Origin of the sequence: Listeria valentina, from assembly GCF_011800755.1 — a bacterium.
GTDB lineage: Bacteria > Bacillota > Bacilli > Lactobacillales > Listeriaceae > Listeria > Listeria valentina.
Genome location: NZ_JAATJW010000003.1, coordinates 71,168 through 86,282, shown reverse-complemented (window position 1 = coordinate 86,282; position 15,115 = coordinate 71,168). Strand labels below are relative to the sequence as shown.

The following is a 15,115-nucleotide window of genomic DNA, read 5'->3' as shown; positions in this document are numbered from 1 at the left end:
TTTTGAAGTTGAGGATGAAGTTTATGCAGCGCTTAAAGAAAAAAAGAACCATAGTAATAACAAGTATTCTAATTGTACTTGCTGCTATACTCTTAACTCTAGGAGTTATTTTTGGTGTATTCCAGCGACAAGAGGTGCTAGATAACTATGATGTCGCTTATGAAATGGATGGGAAATTGTATGATGTATTCCCGATTTCATCAACAGATATCGGGCTCGACAAGAAGAAAGACAATAAGCATCTTTATTTCCGGGTGAATAGTTATTATAATCTCGAGTATTTCTTCCGGATTGCTTATAATCAATTTGAGTTAAATAAACCATCTGTGGATAAAAGTTTTGCTGGAAAGCTGGATTATCGCGTGGCAGATAATGCTTACGTGACCCAAGAAGACGTTTTTCGAACAAAGAAGGATCGGTATGCAGTTTATTCTTTCCACAACAAGACGGGGAAAGAAATCTACCGATATGATCCAGAAACCACTTCAACGGATGAGTATGTAACAAGAATCAAGCCGACGATTTTGCAGGGCTACAAAAAAAGCGATATTGCAAGCTACGATGATTTTCTTGATATCACAAAGTTATTCCAAGATAAACTGAATAAGAAAGTAAATGTGCGTGTGGATGATTCCAAGCGCATGGTGATTTTTTCGATTAAAGATAACTAAACAGAAAAAGCAGAGATTCCCGTAAAGCCTTATTATGCGGCTTTACGGGAATCTCTGCTTTTTTTTGGTGCTAGCTTTTCTTTTGGTGGCGTCGTTCAGGGCTTTTCCAGACGCCCGTTCCGTGACCAAGGATAGTTTTCACGGCAGGAATGAAAGTTGTTACAATTGTTGCGGCGCTGAGCATCCAGTAAAACAATAAATAAAGCGGGGAAAAAAGAAAATATTTTAGCTTGCGCCCCTTTGTATCAATCAGTAAAGCCGCAAAAATTTGTAAAAGACCAGCCGTTATTTCAAAACAAACGAAAATACCTGAAAGGACAAGCATATGTAAGGTAGTTTGATATTGCTGTGTGAAGAGTAGGTATCCAAAAGTAAAGGCAAATGTGAGTGACGACAACCAAAAGAAAAACGTCCAGATAATGCTAAGCGTTTGATCAATAAAAATACTAGTTCGACCAATATTTTTGAAGGGGTGGAAAAAAACCTTTTTGAAATTGGCCAGCCAAACTTCGATGCCGCCTTTTGCCCAGCGCTTGCGTTGCGTATAAAGGGACTTAATGGTTTCTGGAACTTCCATGAAGAACATGATATCTTCGGCAAAAAGAGAGTGCCAGCCCACTAATTGATGATCCCAAGCAATGCTGATATCTTCTGTCGCTCGATCTTGTCGAAACAATCCTATATCAATCAATGCTTCTTTCCTGTAAATGGTATTTGCACCACTATACGCATAAATAACTCCAAATACACCTGTTTGAGTACGTTTGATAATACCTACAATGCTTGAAAATTCAACTGTTTGCGATTTTCCGACTAATGTTGAACGGTTTTGCACGATGGCGTTAGAAGTGACGGCTGAAATATTACGGCTTTCTTGTCGAATAAAGTAATTTACGTATTTTTGTAAAGCACCGGGTTCGGGTACGATATCTGCGTCATTGCTTAAAATTAAATCTCCTTTAGCAAAACCAACACCAACGTTAAAAGCGTGTGCTTTTCCTTTGTTTTTTTCAATGCGAATGACGCGAAGTTTATGATGCTCTTTTGCCAATCTTGCAAGAATTTCAGGTGTAGAGTCAGTTGAACCATCGTCCATGACAAGTACTTCGTAGTGTTGATAATCTAATTGTGTTAAAAGATAACTAAGTGTATCTTGAATAATAATCTCTTCATTGTGCACGGGAACCATGATCGTAATAAATGGTTCTATTTCAGTTGGTATGGGAATCCATTCTTCTTGTTTATGACGGAATAAAAAATTATAGCAGATAACGCCTGTGATCCAAGCAATCCCACCTAATACAGGATAAGTTAGTAAAATGACAAATAAAACGGTTAAAAGGAAATCTAGTATTGGAAATCCGGTATTTATTATTTTCATTTTAACGGAACCTCGTTTTCTTGATAAAGTTTTTGGATGCTGTCATCATCAAGATTTTGATCTTCAGAAACTGTATAAGTACGAACAGATTTACGAAATTCTTCTGGACCAAATCGTTTGTTATAGAAAGTATTTAGCGCCTGTTTTCTCTTAGCCAATTGATTTTCATCATGCATGACTTTTCTTTGCAATTGGTGTTTGGTTTGGTGATTGTTCCAAATAGTTAACAGGATAAATAAACCAATGATTAATAAAATAGCAACTAAATAATAGTGTTTTAGAAAGTCAAAAATGCGAAGGGCGGAATCGAAAGCATTATAAACGATGACTTCATTTTGGCGAAAAAGAATGGGAAACAAAATGAGAGCAAATGGCAGAAAAACTAGCAGCCAAGCAAGAAGAACAATAAGCGTTTGACGAATCTTCAATCCCCAGTGTCCCTTCTCAAAATAAGAATCGGTAATCATTTTTTTCCGAATGGATTTGTTCTTTTGAGTGGTTTTCATTACTGGTCACCCTTTTCTTTAGACTTTGAACGGATTTTGGGGATAATAAAACCTGCTAGCCATCCCAAAATGGCGGAAATAGCAATGACCATGAATAATGGAATAGACATTTGTCCAAATAAAAAGTGGACGGTCACGTGTTGGCGGTTAAAAACCATAAATAAGATGATTAGTACAATAAGTATGATATTGATAATCAGCTTGATGGATATTTTTTTAGATTCGTTTTCCAAGGATAACCCCTCCTCAAATATAGATTTTCATGATTAATACTAGTATTCCCGCTAAGTTTTATGAAAAACATCTAGGGTAAACAATAGAAGAATAAAGAGTAAATAGAATTTTTAAGGATCCTTAAGAATTTCTTAGTGTTTGCTATGTATAATGGAGTTTATCAATTGAATGGGGGAAATGGTTTTTATGAAGCGAAAAACGTTTATGGGATGGGGCTTTTTGGTTTTAAGTGTCTTGGTATCCAGTATTGCAGCTTGGGGAATTAGCGAAAATCGGAGTTCAAAGAAGGAACTAAAAGCGGAAGCGACTCCGCAAATAAATTCGGTGAACGAAAAACTGGAGGTTCTAGAAAATAAATATCACGCAAAACTGGGTGTATATGCGACGAACGGTAACGAAAAGATCAAATATAATGCGCAAGAAAGGTTTGCTTATACGTCAACGTATAAAGCGATTATTAGTGGTTTACTTTTGAAAAATCGTACGGAAGAAGAGCTGCAAAAAACAATCTTATTTTCAAAAGAGGATTTAGTCGATTATTCACCGATTACAGAAAAATTTGTGGATAAGGGAATGACGCTCAAAGAAATTATTCATGCGGCGGTGGCATATAGTGATAATACGGCGGGAAATCTATTATTTGATGAAATTGGTGGCACGAAGAAGTTTCAAAAGGCATTAAGAAAAATTGGGGATAATACGACGATTGCCTCTCGCTATGAGACGGATTTAAATTCAGCGGTTCCAGGGGATTTACGCGATACAACGACCCCTGAAGCGTTTGGAATGGATTTACAGCGTTTAACGGATCCTGAATACTTGAATCCACAAGCGTTAAGTTATTTCAAGCAAACTTTAGTTGATAATACAACAGGAGATAAACTCATTCGAGCGGGTGTTCCTGAAGGCTATATTGTAGGCGACAAGACGGGTGCGGGATCTTATGGAACGCGAAACGACATAGCGATTATTTTTAAAGAAAACAGCAAGAAAGCCCCGTTTGTCTGGACGGTCTTCTCCAAAATGGATCAGGAAGATGCGCAATATAACGATCAGCTGATTGCGGACGTAGCCAAAGTGCTAAGCGAAGAATTTGAACTATAAAACTAAAAAACAGAGACTAAGGCAAGCGCTTTTTTGAGCGGATTTGTTCCTTAGTTTCTGTTTTTTTTTTGCAAGAAAGAGAAGTTACTGCACAACGGTAAATTTGATGATTTTGAACCTAATGAGCCTAAAAAATTGAAAATGGCTTCATTGCTTCACTTGTTTTGAAAGGGAGTTTGTCTTCTAAAAAATTTTGCAACTGCTGGAAATTTAAAATTAATGGTTTGAGTTGTGCGAATACCCCTGTAAGGTGAAGTGTTTGCAGAACGGAGTTGACCTTAGTTTCTTTTACTTGTGCCATCTGTGCAATTAATTTAGGTGTGACATAGCTTGGCAAAAGAATGGACGACTCATTTTCTAAGGCTTTCCCCGCTTTTCCTGCTATCTGAAATAAAGTCCACGCTACCTTAATATCTGAGGATCTATCAGCAATTCGTGTGGCAAAGGAAGTCGCGATAAACTGCGTAATGATTTTTTCAAACGTGCGATGGTAGTTATGCGGATCGAGGTGTAAGTGTGATAAGAGAAACTCTTTATTAATTTGAATAATTTCAGTATCGTTAAGAGCAACTACTTGATACGGGAGACAATATTCCGGTTTCCCATCTGCTGGACTTTCAATCAGCGACTCGATATTAAGGACATTTCCTTCGTTTAAAAGGGCCGTGCTAATCATTTCGCCTGTACCGTTTTGAACTTGTACAAGGAGCTCTCCTTCTTTTACGACTAAAACTTGATCGGTAGAAGAATGAACAGTACTATAGCAAACATCATTGGCATGGAAGTAAAGTATCTTCCAAAAAGGTTTATACCAATCTTGCTGAGTAAGCAAAGTATTTAAAAGCATTCTAAGCGCTTCCTTTCTTTTTAGCCTTATTGTTCAGAAATTGAGCGTTTTTTGATCTTCGACATATTTTAGATCTATTGATTTTAAAAAGTCTAATTCCTCTAGGTGAGAATCTTTTTTTATTTGTCTCATTGCTTCTATATTGATTATGTAAAAAACGCTCATTAAAACAACAACTAAACTTTACCGAAAAAAAATTTGAAAGTAAATCTTTCTAGAAGAAAAAAAGAAATGTTTCCAAAGGTAGTTGTCACAAATTCGTCATATTTATATACTTAAGAGGTGGACTTTGTAAGGAGGAATTATTTTGGGCACAATATATGGTTACGTTAGAGTATCAACAGATGAACAAAAAGTTTTTTTGCAAGAGGATGCTTTAAAGAAGTATGGCTGTGATGTCGTTGTTGTTGAGAAAGAATCTGGAAGAAAAGAAAAAAGGAAAGCACTAAGTAATTTGATGAGACGCATTAAGCCAGGCGATACGCTTGTCATCTGGAAGCTTGACCGGTTAGCGCGCACAACCAAGCAGTTAATCACCTTATCTTCAAAACTCCAAGAAAAACAAGTGACATTAGTTAGCTTGCAGGAAAATTTGAATACAGACACGCCGCTTGGCCGCTTTTACTTTACCATTATCGCTGCGATTTCTGAAATGGAAGTGGAAATGATTCGTGAAAGAACGCGCGCAGGGATTGCTTCTGCGAAAAGGAGAGGAAAAACACTAGGTCGGCCCAATATTTCACCGAAACTGGTTCGAGAAATTCAGAAGCTAAGCAAACAAGGCCATTCTGTTATCGAAATTGCACGTCGATGTGAAGTAAGCGGAAATACCGTTTATAAATACATGGCAGAAGAGAAAAAACTACCTTCTTGAGCAAGAAGCAAAAAAGCAAGGTTGGTCAAATTTGTAACCATCCCAGTTCAAAAAAGTAGAAATCAAGAAAAGCGCAGCTTTTCTCGATTTCTACTTTAATTTGTTTATTTCGTTTCGGAATTTTTCGATTCAGTAGATTTTTTTGCTTCGGATTTAGCAGTTTGATCAGGCTTTGGATCATCTGGAAAGACGATCGAAAAAGTATCACGTTTGATTACTTTGCTGTTTCTGCTTTCCTCTGGCATATCAGACTTTAATGCCAATTGAATCACCTCAATTCTACTTGTATTATAGCACAATCACCAGTTCGTGTAGCGGGATACACACTTATCATTTTGCGTGTGTAAAATAAAAGCTCTATCTAGGGCTTGTACACGACTTTTCTGCAGAATACTTGGCATGAAAATTGCATTTTAAATCAGTAAAGGTATATTCATCTGCTGGATTTGATATTGCAAGGTGATAGGCTTAACGTTAAAATAAGAAAAGAGAAGATTTTTTATAAAAGTTTTTTGTGATGACTTTTAAGCCACAATCTCGTAAGTAAAAGTCAGGTATCCGAAAAATCTTCAGAAACTTTTCAAGAAACGGTAGGGATTGTTGGATGAAATTAGCAAATAGTCTGTTTGTAGTTTGTATCGGACTGATGATCGTCATGTTTAGTCCTTCTTTTGGAAAAAACGGTGCAGCAAGCATGCCGATGATGGTTACAGGGCTTGTCATTGTTGTGATCGGAGCGATATATGTTTTTAAAGGTCTTAAAAACAAAAAAGGGCAAGGAGGGGATAAAAAATGAAGGTTTCGCAAAAACTTTATATTTCCCAAAAAGAGTGTTTTACAGCCATTATTAATTCAGTTATTTATGATATTAAAAAATCGACGGGAAAAACGAAACAAGTTCGGCAGCTGCAAGGCTTTTCTTATCAGCGGACAATGTCAAATGGCATGAGAACGACAACAACCATTAGCGAAGTTGTGCCAGATGAAGTCTATCAGTTCACAACAGAAACGCTTTCTAATACACATACCACGACCTATACGATTACGGAAACAAGTGAAAATACTTGTGAAGCCACTTATACCGAAAAAATTGCAGCTGATAAAACGATGCGTAAGATGAATAATGCGATCGTAGGCTTTATGTTTGGTTTCTTTCGGAAAAGACGCGTTCGTAATTTACTAAAAGCGATTGAAATGTCTGTGATTAATGAAAGTAAAGCGAAAAAGAAAGCTTCAGAGCAAGAAGTGAAGCCGGGGAACTGATTTTTAAAAGGGAAAGCATTCACTAGTCAATTTAGTGCGTGCTTTTTTGTCACTTAGTAGAAGTTTCTCCTTATCAAACGAAGGGAAGTAAGCTATAATAGTACTACTAAGATCGAGAGGGAGAGTGGAAGATGGCATATCAAGCATTATATCGTGTGTTTCGGCCACAGTCGTTTGATGATGTTGTCGGACAAAGCCATGTGACGCGTACACTGCAAAATGCAATCACTCAAAATAAAACGTCGCATGCCTATTTGTTCAGTGGACCCCGAGGAACAGGGAAAACGAGTGCAGCCAAGATTTTTGCCAAAGCAATTAACTGTGAAAACCCGGTCAATGGGGAGCCCTGCAACGAGTGCGAAACGTGTAAGTCGATTACAGAAGGCTCAAATCCCGATGTCCTCGAAATTGATGCAGCGAGTAACAATGGCGTCGAAGAAATTCGTGATATTCGCGAAAAAGTAAAGTACGCCCCCACAGTTTCTAAGTATAAGATATATATTATCGACGAAGTGCACATGCTTTCAACAGGAGCCTTTAATGCGCTACTTAAAACGCTTGAAGAACCTCCTAAACATGTGATTTTTATATTGGCGACAACAGAACCTCATAAGTTGCCGCTCACCATCATTTCTCGGGTGCAGCGTTTTGATTTTAAACGAATCACCACACAAGATATTACGGAACGAATGGCTTATATTTTAAACGAAGAAAAAATTCCGTTTGATGAAAAAGCACTTGCCATTATTGCACGAGCGGCTGAGGGCGGAATGCGGGATGCGCTTAGTTTGCTCGACCAAGTTATTTCCTATGGTTCTGAGGAAGTAAGCGTAACAGATGCACTTGAAATCACTGGTTCTGTTTCGCAAAACTTGCTTACAGAACTCGTTAAAAGTATTATGGAATGCGATGCCGAGCAAGCGATCCGAAATTTATCAGCGCTACTTGCGGAAGGCAAAGACCCTGTTCGGCTGGTAGAGGATCTACTCGTTTTCTTCCGAGATATTTTACTTTATCAAAAGGCGCCGCAACTCGAGGAATCACTTGAGCGAGCTGTGGCGGACGAAGCCTTTCAAGAACTTGCATCAGAAGCGAATTCTGTTCGAATTTACGAGTGCGTCGATTTGCTTAACAAGGCGCAACAACAAATGCGGTTTTCCAATCATCCGGGAATCTATGTTGAGGTGGCTGTGGTTCAACTTACGCAAACAAAAGGTTCTATTACTGGTGGTTCAAGCGGTGAATCCGGTGCGAGAATTTCGAATGAAGAAGTTCAGAAACTCCAAACTGAACTGAGTGCGCTTCGTCGTGAAGTGGATGAGCTAAAGAAAAATGGCGTAAAAGCAAGCGAAACTTCTTCAAGTGAAAAATCGAGCCGTCCGAAAAAAGCGGCTATGAATAGCAGCAAGGGCTTTAAAGCGCCAGTGGGCAAGATCAATCATGTGCTTGGCGTGGCAAAGAAAAAAGATTTACAGATGATTCGAAGTGTATGGAGCGAGTTATTATCTATGTTGATTGCTTCGCAGGCGGCGCTTTTAAATGATGCGGAACCCGTAGCTGCTTCGGATGATACTTTTGTGTTAAAATTTAAGCATGAGATTCACTGTCAGATGGCCATGGAAAATGCTTCGTTTGTTGAGACGATCGAAACCAGTATTTCAAGGCTGACGCAGGCTAATTATCATTTTATTGGTATCCCAGAAGATCAGTGGCATGATGTCCGCGAAAACTTCATCAAGCTGCATAATAATGGCAGCGAGGAAATGGATGGCGAGGGTGCGTCTGCGGAAAACGCGAGCGGGGCTGACACAAATTCAGAAGATCAGTTTGTAGCCGAAGCAGCGAAACTAGTCGGTGATGACTTACTTGAAGTAAAAGAATAAATTTTTTTAGAAGAGGAGAATATTTTATGCGTGGAATGGGTAATATGCAAGGTATGATGAAACAAATGCAGAAAATGCAAAAAGAAATGGCGAAAGCACAAGCAGAATTAGAAGCTTCTGAGTTCACTGGAACAGCTGGAGGCGAAATGGTTTCCGTTAAAGTAAGCGGAAAACGCGAAGTGCTTGATGTAGTTATTAAAGAAGAAGTGGTTGATCCTGAAGACGTAGAAATGCTACAAGATTTAGTTCTAGCAGCAACAAATGATGCGCTTAAGCAACTCGAAGAAACGACTTCACAAAAAATGGGCAAATTCACGCAAGGAATGAACATTCCTGGGCTATAAGTTTACGGCGGCAGGACAAAGCTCGTCCTGCCTGCTTTTTTGAAAGTGAGCGATGCAGATGCATTACCCTGAACCAATAACAAAATTAATTGATAGTTTTATGAAGCTTCCAGGGATTGGTCCAAAATCCGCGGCACGTTTAGCTTTTTTTGTTTTGGACATGAAAGAAGATGATGTCTTTAACTTCGCAAAGGCACTTGTTGACGCCAAACGAAACTTAACATTTTGTTCTGTTTGTGGACACATTACGGACCAAGATCCGTGCTATATCTGTTCGGATACGAGTCGCGACCGGAGCGTCATTTGTGTGGTTGAAGAGCCACGCGATGTGATTGCGATGGAAAAAATGCGAGACTATAATGGGCTTTATCATGTTTTGCATGGTACGATTTCGCCGATGGATGGAGTGGGCCCGGAAGATATTAATATTGCTGATTTGATCAAGCGGCTTCAAAATGAAGAAGTCGAAGAAGTGATTCTCGCTACGAATCCCAATGTTGAAGGGGAAGCGACTGCGATGTATATTTCACGTCTTGTGAAACCAAGCGGAATTAAAGTAACGCGTATTGCCCATGGTTTACCAGTTGGGGGCGATTTAGAATATGCAGATGAAGTGACACTATCCAAGGCTCTTGAAGGTAGACGGGAAGTTTAACGGACAATAGAGGTGATTGACGATGGAATCTAGAAGCAGAACGCACAGTGGCAACAAACGACAAGCCAAACGGAAAAGAAAAACGCGGATTGGCAAGCTTCACAAAAGTTATGATGAATATCTGCTCGAACTAATTGAAGTCACACAGGAAAAATGGCAAAAAGAACGGGAGCTGTTAGATCGAAGCTTTGGCTACGATCCGAGACTTGAATTTGAAGTGAAAAAAGCAGAAATGAAATACTTTTATTTGTTTAAGGAAGCTAGGTACCGCCAAATTAGCGGTAGGAAATAAGAAATTATCTGTATAGAGGGTTGTTAGGTTTACCTAGCAGCCCTCTAAATTTTTAAAAGGGAGTGTTTGCTTTGAACCGGGAAATTGAGAATTACTGGTTAAAATATGCAAATGAACATAATTTAAATCTACAAGTGCCAGATTACTGGATGTTTGGAGATGGAAGCAAGAAAATGGGAGATGAGCTAGCGGATTTAGTTCTTGCTGGTAAAAAAACGGGAACATGCGCGGCTAAAGTAGTTTATGACCTTGAAAATGAAGCGATGCCAGTTGTTGGACAATACGATATTGTATTAAATGGTGATGAATTCCCAGTAGCGATCATTAAGTATACGGCGATTGAGGAAGTACCAATGAATGGAAGTATCGGAAGCCTTTGCTTTATCAGAAGGAGAGGGAGACTTGACTTATAATTATTGGTACACGGAACACGAAAAATTCTTTACATGGGAGTTGGAACAGTACGGGATAACGTTCAGACCGGACTTGATTCTAGTATGCCAGACGTTCGAAGTTGTGGATGCCAATCCAAATCAATCATAAAAAAGAGCTTCGTTGCAAATCCTGCAACGAAGCTCTTTTTTAACTCAAAATTCTTCGGGTTCTGTGCGGACGTAAACGACATCTGGCGCATGGCTAACACGTTCTCCGCGATTGAGTTTTTGAATGATTAGCATTTCTTCGCGGGAAAGTTCGAAATCATAGATATCAGCATTTTCGCGGATTCGGTCAGGGTTTTCTGATTTTGGAATGACACTGACATCATTTTGAACGTGCCAGCGGAGGACGATTTGTGCCGGCGTTTTGCCGTATTTTTTCCCGATTTTCTTGAGTGCCGGTTCTTTTAAAGCAACGCCCCGGCCAAGTGGACTCCACGCTTGGTGGACAATACCCAACTCTTCTAAATAACGATGGAGTAAGTGATTCGGGAAGTAAGGATGTGTTTCCAGCTGGTCAACGGCAGGAAGCACATTGGCTTTTGTCATCAAGCGGTCAAGGTGATGCGCTTCAAAATTAGAAACACCAATTGCGCGAATTAAGCCTTTATCGTAAAGTCGCTCCAAGGCTTTCCACGTTTCAAAAAAAGGCTCAATTTTTGGCCAGTGTACGAGGTAAAGGTCGATATAATCCACCTTTAAGCGTTTAAGCGAGTTCTCGAAAGCCTTTAAAGTTTTATCATAGCCTTGTTCTGTATTCCAAACCTTTGTTGTAATAAAATAGTCTTCTCGATTCAAGTTTGAGGAGCGGAAAAAATCACCAATATATTTCTCGTTGTGATAAAACTGAGCAGTATCAAATAAGCGATAACCCGCTAGTACAGCCGCTTCAAGTGAGCGATGTAGTTCGTTCTCATCAACTAGTTTATAGGCGCCAAAACCATGATGTGGCATGAGAACGCCATTGTTTAAACGTACTTTATCCGTAAAAGATTTCATTTATTTCCCCTCCACTCCGTTCTCCATTTCAGGATACCAAAAAACGAAAAATCTTGCACGAGAAAAGGCGAAGCCTGTTTCACGTGAAACAGGCTTCGCCGGTATTACTTCCACTATTTGATTTCGATGGATTTTAAATTTTCTTTGATGACTTCCGGCTTCTCGTCCATTTGAACTTGTGCTGCCGTCGCATAAGCACCTTCTAATATTGGCGCATTGAAAAGAATAATTTCCTTATCTGAAAGTTCCATGACCGTTTCAATATTCATCTTCGCGCTACCAAGATCGTAAAAAGCGTACACTTTTTCAGCAGAATTTTTTTCGAAGGCTTCGTTTACCTTGTCAAAACTCGTTCCAATGCCGCCATCATCTGTGCCGCCTGAATAAGTAATTGAAACATCAGCTGCCACTTGGCTGATAATATCTGAAACCCCTTTTGCTACATCCTTTGAATGGGAAATAATCACAATGCCATACTCTTTCATAGGTCATTCCGCTCCTTCCGATTTTAATAATGCTTGGAACAGCAGGCTGGAAGAATAAGCGCCGGGATCGAGATGCCCAATGGAACGCTCGCCGAGATAAGATGCCCGACCTTTTGTTGCTTTCATATCTTTAGTCTTTTGAAGAGCCGCTTCGATGGCGTCGCTCGTGAACTCATCTTGACGCATTGCATTGATCGAAGGTTCCCAAACATCAATCATCGTTTTTTCACCAGCATGAGATTTCCCTCTGTTTTCAATTCCTTCAAGACCAGCTTCGAAAATATCGGGAAGCTGATCTTTTGTGAGTGTATCCGAGTCTATTTTTTTACTCATATTCAAAAAAGCAGAGCCATATAACGGGCCGGAAGCGCCGCCGACTTTGCTGAGAAGCGTCATCGCGGTCGTCTTAAATACATCTTTTAAAGTAGCGGGCGTTTTTTCTGAAAAAGCCTTTTTCAGTTCCGTAAGGCCCCGCGCCATATTTACTCCGTGGTCACCATCGCCGATCGCTTGGTCCAAGTCACTTAGTAATTGTTTATTTTCGATAACGCGATCTGCAAAATCATCTAAAAATTGAATTGCCCATTCTTTATCTAAAGCCATCCTTAATCCTCCTCCATTATTTCCATGCGATCGTTTGTACAGGGAAATCAAGTAGTTCAAGCCATTTTTCATCTTCAAGTTTTAAAACAGTGAGCGATAAACCAGCCATTTCAAGCGACGTCATGTAGTCTCCGACGATGGTTTTTTGGATAGTTACTCCTTTTTCGCCTAGTAATTCATGGACATCATTTGAAAAGATATATTGTTCCATGAGCGGCGTTGCACCCATTCCGTTTACAAGAACCACAACTTTGTCATCAGAAGCAAATTGATGCTCCTTGTCGATCCGGGCAAGTAGTTGCTTGGCGAGGTCATGCGACGGCATAATCTTCTCGCGGCTAAATCCTGGTTCCCCGTGGATGCCGATTCCAAGTTCGATTTCATCTGCGCCCAGTTCGAATCCGGGGTGACCAACTTCTGGCACGGTACAAGGCGAAAGCGCCACACCAATTGTTTTAATAGAACGAATTACTTTTTCGCCAAGCGCTTTCAGTTCGGAAAGGCTCGCTCCAGCTTCTGCGGCAGCACCGACGATTTTGTGTACTAAAACGGTTCCAGCTACGCCGCGGCGCCCAGTTGTAAAAGTGCTGTCCTCAACGGCGATATCATCATCAACGATCACTTGGTCGACCTTGATATCATCGCCTTCCGCAAGTTCTTTCGCCATATCAAAATTCATCACGTCGCCTGTGTAATTTTTGACGATTAAGAGCACACCTTTGCCTTGATCGGCAGCTTTGATTCCTTCGTAAATTTGGTCCGGCGTTGGTGAAGTGAAAACATCGCCGCAAACGGCTGCAGAAAGCATTCCCTGTCCAACATAACCAGCATGTGCAGGTTCGTGGCCAGATCCGCCTCCGCTTACGAGACCGACTTTTCCGGGCCGTTTATCAATACGTGCAAGAACTCGTGTATCAGAAATACGTTCGATCAGATCTGGATGTGACTTTGCGAGGCCTTCCACCATTTGTTCAACGACTTGATCTGTACCATTGATTATTTTTTTCATCAGCCCTAACTCCTCCTTGAAAAGATGTTTTTACACTTGAAAATTCCCTAGAAAAAGAGGGATGAAACGTAATTTTTGAAATTGCTTACAATATTCGTTTTAAAGGTTCGGAAGTGATACAATAAGGGCATGAAAAAAGGGGGGCTTCTGATGATAAACCAAGAGGAAACACCACTTCTTCAGGCGATCGAACAACATATTAAAAAAAACCCAGTTTCACTTCACGTTCCGGGACATAAAAATGGTGCCTTGTACGGCGGGGATTGGCAAGAAATTTTGAAGTATGACTTGACGGAAATTAGTGGCATGGATGATTTGCATCATCCTGAAAGTGTCATCTTGAAGTCGGAGGAGTTACTTCGGGATGCTTACGGGGCGCGGGAGAGCTTCTTTTTAGTCGGCGGATCGACGAGCGGGAATCTTGCGATGATTCTTGCTGCACTTCGGCATGGTGATTCGGCGGTTGTGGCGCGGGATGTACATAAGTCGGTGATTCATGCGCTTGAACTGGCTGGTGCGGATCCAATTTTTATTGAGCCGAAAAAAGATGCGGTGACTGGGACGGCGGCCGGACTTGATCCAGTGCTGCTGGAGCAAGTTTTGGATGCGAATCCGGATGTGCGTGCCGTTATCGTTACCTATCCGAATTATTATGGGGCGGTTTTTCAGCTAGATCGGATTGTGGCGGTGGCTCATCGTTACGGGGCGCTTGCGCTTGTGGATGAGGCACACGGCGCTCATTTTATTGCGAGTGATGAGTTTCCAAGGGAAGCACTTCGGGCTGGGGCAGATGTGGTTGTGCAGTCCGCTCATAAGACGCTTCCGGCACTTACGATGGGGGCTTTTTTGCATGTGAATACGGATAAACTAGATGTGCGGCGCTATCTTGAGATGGTGCAGTCGAGCAGTCCGTCTTATATGGTGATGGCTTCTTTGGATGTGGCACGGCGCTATGTGGAGCTTTATTCGGATGAGGATTTTAAGGCGTTTTGGAAGATGCGCGCAAAATGGCTGCGATTTTTGGAGAAGCAAGAGCTTGAAGTGGTTTGTCCGGATGATCCGCTGAAATTGATTGTGCGGAAAAAGGGCTTTTCTGGCTATCGAATCGCGGAACGGTTGGAGCAAGCTGGATTCTATCCCGAGCTTGCGGATGCTAAGCAAGTGCTTTTGATTTTACCACTTTTGAATAAAGGCATGGATTTTACGCCGTTTGGGCGAATAAAATGGGAGGAAGGCGACGCCCACCAAGGGGAATCTCGGATGCTAGATTTGGCGGTTCCAGATGTGAGCCGACTTTGGGTCCCGTATCAGCAGATGGCTAATTTGGAGACAGCATTTTTACCTCTGGATGAAGCGGCGGGAGCCGTCGCGGCAGAAAATGTGGCGCTCTATCCACCGGGGATTCCTGGCGTTCTGCGCGGAGAAAAGTTGTCGGAAAGGCAAATCACCTATTTGAAGCAAGTACGTGGCAGACATTTTCACGGGGGAAAAAGGTTGAAAGAGGGATTCATCGAGGTTTTTTTGTGAT

Annotated in this window: 19 protein-coding genes and 1 pseudogene; 11 read left to right on the top strand and 9 right to left on the bottom strand. The window is 40.8% G+C overall.

What is annotated here, in order from left to right; all coding sequences use genetic code 11:
• Nucleotides 1–23 precede the first annotated feature (23 nt).
• The gene (locus HCK02_RS01665) at nucleotides 24–671 is read left to right on the top strand and encodes a hypothetical protein (RefSeq protein WP_167628418.1); all 648 of its coding nucleotides are present in this window, start codon (nucleotides 24–26) and stop codon (nucleotides 669–671) included.
• Nucleotides 672–741: 70 nt separating this feature from the next.
• Here HCK02_RS01665 and HCK02_RS01660 read toward each other — a convergent pair whose 3' ends face one another.
• From HCK02_RS01660 to HCK02_RS01650, 3 genes are read right to left on the bottom strand one after another with little or no spacing between them, the layout of a single operon-like run.
• On the bottom strand, nucleotides 742–2,052 hold the full coding sequence (locus HCK02_RS01660) for a glycosyltransferase family 2 protein (protein WP_167628417.1): 1,311 nt from the start codon (nucleotides 2,050–2,052) through the stop codon (nucleotides 742–744).
• A complete protein-coding gene (locus HCK02_RS01655; RefSeq protein WP_167628416.1) occupies nucleotides 2,049–2,558 on the bottom strand; it encodes a hypothetical protein in 510 nt (169 codons plus the stop codon). Before HCK02_RS01655 ends, HCK02_RS01660 begins: the two co-directional genes overlap by 4 nt.
• Nucleotides 2,558–2,791, bottom strand: a complete 234-nt coding sequence (locus HCK02_RS01650; RefSeq protein WP_167628415.1) for a LapA family protein — start codon at nucleotides 2,789–2,791, stop codon at nucleotides 2,558–2,560. Before HCK02_RS01650 ends, HCK02_RS01655 begins: the two co-directional genes overlap by 1 nt.
• 187 nt (nucleotides 2,792–2,978) lie before the next feature.
• Between HCK02_RS01650 and bla the strand changes: the two genes are divergently transcribed.
• Nucleotides 2,979–3,896 carry a class A beta-lactamase gene (bla, locus tag HCK02_RS01645; protein WP_167628414.1) on the top strand — a complete coding sequence of 306 codons (918 nt, stop codon included), beginning with the start codon at nucleotides 2,979–2,981 and terminating at the stop codon, nucleotides 3,894–3,896.
• A gap of 127 nt (nucleotides 3,897–4,023) precedes the next feature.
• Here the strand turns inward: bla and HCK02_RS01640 are convergent, their stop codons facing one another.
• The gene (locus tag HCK02_RS01640) at nucleotides 4,024–4,743 is read right to left on the bottom strand and encodes a Crp/Fnr family transcriptional regulator (RefSeq protein ID WP_167628413.1); all 720 of its coding nucleotides are present in this window, start codon (nucleotides 4,741–4,743) and stop codon (nucleotides 4,024–4,026) included.
• Between the two features lie 307 nt (nucleotides 4,744–5,050).
• On the opposite strand from HCK02_RS01640, the gene HCK02_RS01635 reads away from it, so the two are divergent.
• Entirely contained in the window at nucleotides 5,051–5,617 is a 567-nt protein-coding gene (locus HCK02_RS01635) for a recombinase family protein (protein ID WP_167628412.1), read from the top strand.
• Between the two features lie 104 nt (nucleotides 5,618–5,721).
• On the opposite strand, the gene HCK02_RS01630 is transcribed toward HCK02_RS01635, so the two are convergent.
• The gene (locus HCK02_RS01630) at nucleotides 5,722–5,880 is read right to left on the bottom strand and encodes a hypothetical protein (protein WP_167628411.1); all 159 of its coding nucleotides are present in this window, start codon (nucleotides 5,878–5,880) and stop codon (nucleotides 5,722–5,724) included.
• A gap of 341 nt (nucleotides 5,881–6,221) precedes the next feature.
• Here HCK02_RS01630 and HCK02_RS01625 point away from each other — a divergent pair, with 341 nt between their 5' ends.
• The 7 genes and pseudogenes from HCK02_RS01625 to HCK02_RS01595 all read left to right on the top strand — a co-directional run bounded on the left by HCK02_RS01625 (nucleotide 6,222) and on the right by HCK02_RS01595 (nucleotide 10,597).
• Nucleotides 6,222–6,413 carry a DUF3188 domain-containing protein gene (locus HCK02_RS01625; RefSeq protein ID WP_115753646.1) on the top strand — a complete coding sequence of 64 codons (192 nt, stop codon included), beginning with the start codon at nucleotides 6,222–6,224 and terminating at the stop codon, nucleotides 6,411–6,413.
• Complete coding sequence (locus HCK02_RS01620; protein WP_167628410.1) at nucleotides 6,410–6,880, top strand: DUF3284 domain-containing protein; 471 nt, start codon at nucleotides 6,410–6,412, stop codon at nucleotides 6,878–6,880. The genes HCK02_RS01625 and HCK02_RS01620 overlap by 4 nt, the downstream gene beginning before the upstream one ends.
• A 131-nt stretch (nucleotides 6,881–7,011) precedes the next feature.
• Nucleotides 7,012–8,763, top strand: a complete 1,752-nt coding sequence (dnaX, locus tag HCK02_RS01615; RefSeq protein WP_167628409.1) for a DNA polymerase III subunit gamma/tau — start codon at nucleotides 7,012–7,014, stop codon at nucleotides 8,761–8,763.
• Between the two features lie 26 nt (nucleotides 8,764–8,789).
• Complete coding sequence (locus HCK02_RS01610; RefSeq protein WP_115753649.1) at nucleotides 8,790–9,107, top strand: YbaB/EbfC family nucleoid-associated protein; 318 nt, start codon at nucleotides 8,790–8,792, stop codon at nucleotides 9,105–9,107.
• 58 nt (nucleotides 9,108–9,165) lie between these two features.
• A complete protein-coding gene (gene recR / locus HCK02_RS01605; protein ID WP_167628408.1) occupies nucleotides 9,166–9,762 on the top strand; it encodes a recombination mediator RecR in 597 nt (198 codons plus the stop codon).
• A 22-nt stretch (nucleotides 9,763–9,784) separates the two neighbouring features.
• A complete protein-coding gene (locus HCK02_RS01600) occupies nucleotides 9,785–10,054 on the top strand; it encodes a YaaL family protein (protein WP_167628407.1) in 270 nt (89 codons plus the stop codon).
• Nucleotides 10,055–10,203: 149 nt separating this feature from the next.
• Nucleotides 10,204–10,597 (top strand): annotated as a pseudogene (locus HCK02_RS01595) (ASCH domain-containing protein).
• 44 nt (nucleotides 10,598–10,641) lie between these two features.
• Here HCK02_RS01595 and HCK02_RS01590 read toward each other — a convergent pair.
• The 4 genes from HCK02_RS01590 to dhaK all read right to left on the bottom strand — a co-directional run bounded on the left by HCK02_RS01590 (nucleotide 10,642) and on the right by dhaK (nucleotide 13,587).
• Nucleotides 10,642–11,490, bottom strand: coding sequence for an aldo/keto reductase (locus HCK02_RS01590; RefSeq protein ID WP_167628406.1), 849 nt, complete (start codon nucleotides 11,488–11,490; stop codon nucleotides 10,642–10,644).
• A gap of 113 nt (nucleotides 11,491–11,603) precedes the next feature.
• Complete coding sequence (gene dhaM / locus HCK02_RS01585; protein ID WP_122865678.1) at nucleotides 11,604–11,975, bottom strand: dihydroxyacetone kinase phosphoryl donor subunit DhaM; 372 nt, start codon at nucleotides 11,973–11,975, stop codon at nucleotides 11,604–11,606.
• 3 nt (nucleotides 11,976–11,978) lie between these two features.
• Nucleotides 11,979–12,578: a dihydroxyacetone kinase subunit DhaL gene (gene dhaL / locus HCK02_RS01580; protein WP_115753653.1), complete on the bottom strand. Its 600-nt coding sequence runs from the start codon at nucleotides 12,576–12,578 to the stop codon at nucleotides 11,979–11,981.
• 16 nt (nucleotides 12,579–12,594) lie between these two features.
• Entirely contained in the window at nucleotides 12,595–13,587 is a 993-nt protein-coding gene (gene dhaK, locus HCK02_RS01575) for a dihydroxyacetone kinase subunit DhaK (RefSeq protein WP_167628405.1), read from the bottom strand.
• 150 nt (nucleotides 13,588–13,737) lie between these two features.
• On the opposite strand from dhaK, the gene HCK02_RS01570 reads away from it, so the two are divergent.
• On the top strand, nucleotides 13,738–15,114 hold the full coding sequence (locus HCK02_RS01570; protein ID WP_167628404.1) for an aminotransferase class I/II-fold pyridoxal phosphate-dependent enzyme: 1,377 nt from the start codon (nucleotides 13,738–13,740) through the stop codon (nucleotides 15,112–15,114).
• Nucleotide 15,115 lies beyond the last annotated feature (1 nt).